Annotated in this window: 1 protein-coding gene; it reads right to left on the bottom strand. The window is 69.3% G+C overall.

From position 1 onward, the window contains the following. On the bottom strand, positions 1-2637 hold a 2637-nt coding region (gene clpB, locus MYF83_RS42060; protein WP_248966420.1), incomplete at its 3' end, for an ATP-dependent chaperone ClpB. Between the last annotated feature and the right edge of the window lie 128 nt (positions 2638-2765).

Here is a 2765-nt window from a genome sequence, read left to right on the forward strand (position 1 = left end):
GGCCGCCTGCTCGGCTTCCTCGTCTGCCGGGTTCTGGTAGGAGACGGTGATCTCGCCGCCGGACTCGTCGACCCGGATGACGGCCCCGTCACGGACGTCCCCGGCGATCAGGGCGCGCGCCACGCGCGTCTCGACCTCGCGGGCGATGAACCGGCGCAGCGGCCGGGCGCCGTAGACCGGGTCGAAGCCCTGCTCGGCGATGAACCGCAGCGCGGCCTCGGTGACCTGCAGGGTCATGCGGCGATCGGCCAGCCGAGTCCTGATGTCGTCGAACATCAGCGCGACGATCCGCTCGATCTCCGGTTCGGTGAGCGGCTTGAACAGCACGGTGTCGTCGACCCGGTTGAGGAACTCCGGCCGGAAGTGCGACCGCAGTTCGCCCATGACGAGCTCGCGCGCCCGCGGATCGATCTCCCCCTCGGGTGTCACGCCGTCCATCAGGTACGGCGACCCGATGTTCGACGTCATGATGATGACGGTGTTGCGGAAGTCGACCGTGCGGCCCTGGGCATCGGTCAGCCGCCCGTCGTCCAGCACCTGGAGCAGGGTGTTGAACACGTCCGGGTGCGCCTTCTCCATCTCGTCGAACAGCACGACGGAGTACGGCTTGCGCCGCACCGCCTCGGTGAGCTGGCCGCCCTCCTCGTAGCCGACGTACCCGGGAGGCGCGCCGACGAGCCGGCTGACGGTGTGGCGCTCCTGGTACTCGCTCATGTCGACGCGGACCATGTTCTCCTCGGTGTCGAACAGGGCCTGCGCCAGCGCCTTGGCCAGCTCGGTCTTCCCCACGCCCGTCGGGCCGAGGAAGATGAACGAGCCGATCGGGCGGCGGGGGTCCTTGATGCCCGAGCGTGCGCGGATGATCGCGTCGGCCACCGCCCGCACGGCCTGGTCCTGGCCGATGACCCGCTCGTGCAGGATCTCATCCAGGCGCAGCAGCTTCTCCCGCTCGCCCTCCTTCAGCCGGCTGACCGGGATGCCGGTCCACCGGGACACGATCCCGGCGATCTCCTCCTCGGTCACCACCTCGCGGAGCAGCCGGTGGCCGCCCTGCTTGGATTCCAGCTGCTCCTCGGCCGCGTGCAGCTTCCTCTCCAGCTCGGGCAGCTGGCCGTGCATCAGCTCGGCGGCCCGGTTGAGGTCGTACCTGCGCTCGGCCTGCTCGGCCTCGCGCCGCACCATCTCGATCTCCTGGCGCAGCTGCTGGACCTTCTTCAGCGCGTGCCGCTCGGCCTCCCACTGGGCGCGCATGGCGTCGGCCTCGGCCCGCAGGTCGGCCAGTTCCCTGCGGAGCGTCTCCAGGCGCCGCACGCTCGCCGGGTCCTCCTCCTTGGCCAGGGCGGCCTCCTCGATCTCCAGCCGCATCACCCGCCGCGTCAGCTCGTCCAGCTCGGCCGGCATCGAGTCGATCTCGGTGCGCAGCATCGCGCAGGCCTCGTCGACCAGGTCGATCGCCTTGTCGGGCAGGAACCGGTCGGAGATGTAGCGGTGGCTGAGGACGACGGCGGCGACGATCGCGCTGTCCTGGATCTTCACCCCGTGATACACCTCCAGGCGTTCCCGCAGGCCACGCAGGATGGAGACGGCGTCCTCGACGGACGGCTCGTCCACGAAGACCGGCTGGAAGCGACGCTCGAGCGCCGCGTCCTTCTCGATGTACTTGCGGTACTCCACGATCGTCGTGGCGCCGATGAGATGCAGCTCACCGCGGGCCAGCATCGGCTTGAGCATGTTGCCGGCGTCCATGGCCCCTTCGGTCGCTCCGGCGCCCACGACGTTGTGCACCTCGTCGATGAACAGCAAGATCCGCCCCTCGGACGCCTTGACCTCGGTCAGCACCGCCTTCAGCCGCTCCTCGAACTCGCCCCGGTACTTCGCGCCCGCGATCAGCGAACCCATGTCCAGGCTGAAGATGGTCTTGTCCTTCAGCCCCTCGGGGACGTCCCCCCGGGTGATGCGCTGCGCGAGCCCCTCGACGATCGCGGTCTTGCCGACGCCCGGGTCGCCGATCAGGACCGGATTGTTCTTGGTCTTGCGGGACAGGATCTGCACGACCCGGCGGATCTCGGCGTCCCGGCCGACGACCGGGTCCAGCTTGCCGGCCCTGGCGGCGGCCACCAGGTCGATCCCGTACTTCTCCAGCGCCTCGTAGGCGACCTCAGGATGGGCGGAGGTCACCCGCTGGTTGCCGCGGACCTGGGTGAGCACCTCCAGCAGACGCTCCCTGACCATCCCATGCCCCTGGAGCAGACGACCGGCCGTGCTCTCGGCGCCTTCGTCCATCAGCGCCATCAGCAGGTGCTCCACCGAGACATACTCATCCTTCAGCCGCCCGGCCTCCCGGTCGGCGTTGTCGAGCAGCCGCGACAGACGCCGGGTGATGTACACCTCGCCGGGCGCGGCGCCAGGGCCGCTGACCTTGGGCCGCCGCCGCAGCTCGGCCTCCAGCTCCAGCGTCAGCTTGTCCGGGTCACCCCCGGCCGCCGACAGCAGGCGCGGTACAAGCCCGTCGGGCTGTTCGAGCAACGCCAGCAGCAGATGCTCACCATCGACCTCGGTGTGCCCGAAGCGGATCGCCTTGGTCTGCGCGTCATGCACGGCTTCCTGCGATTTCTGGGTCAGTCGGTTCGGGTCCACGATGACACTCCCGTAGGTCGTGAGTGACGGCGCAGAGCCGACTCCAGCTCCGCGATCCGATCCAGCAGATCGAGCACCACACCCAGCGAGGCGTAGTTGAGAGACAGACCAGAGTGCAGCCGCTCGAT

Origin of the sequence: Sphaerisporangium perillae (genome assembly GCF_023276435.1) — a bacterium.
GTDB lineage: Bacteria > Actinomycetota > Actinomycetes > Streptosporangiales > Streptosporangiaceae > Sphaerisporangium > Sphaerisporangium perillae.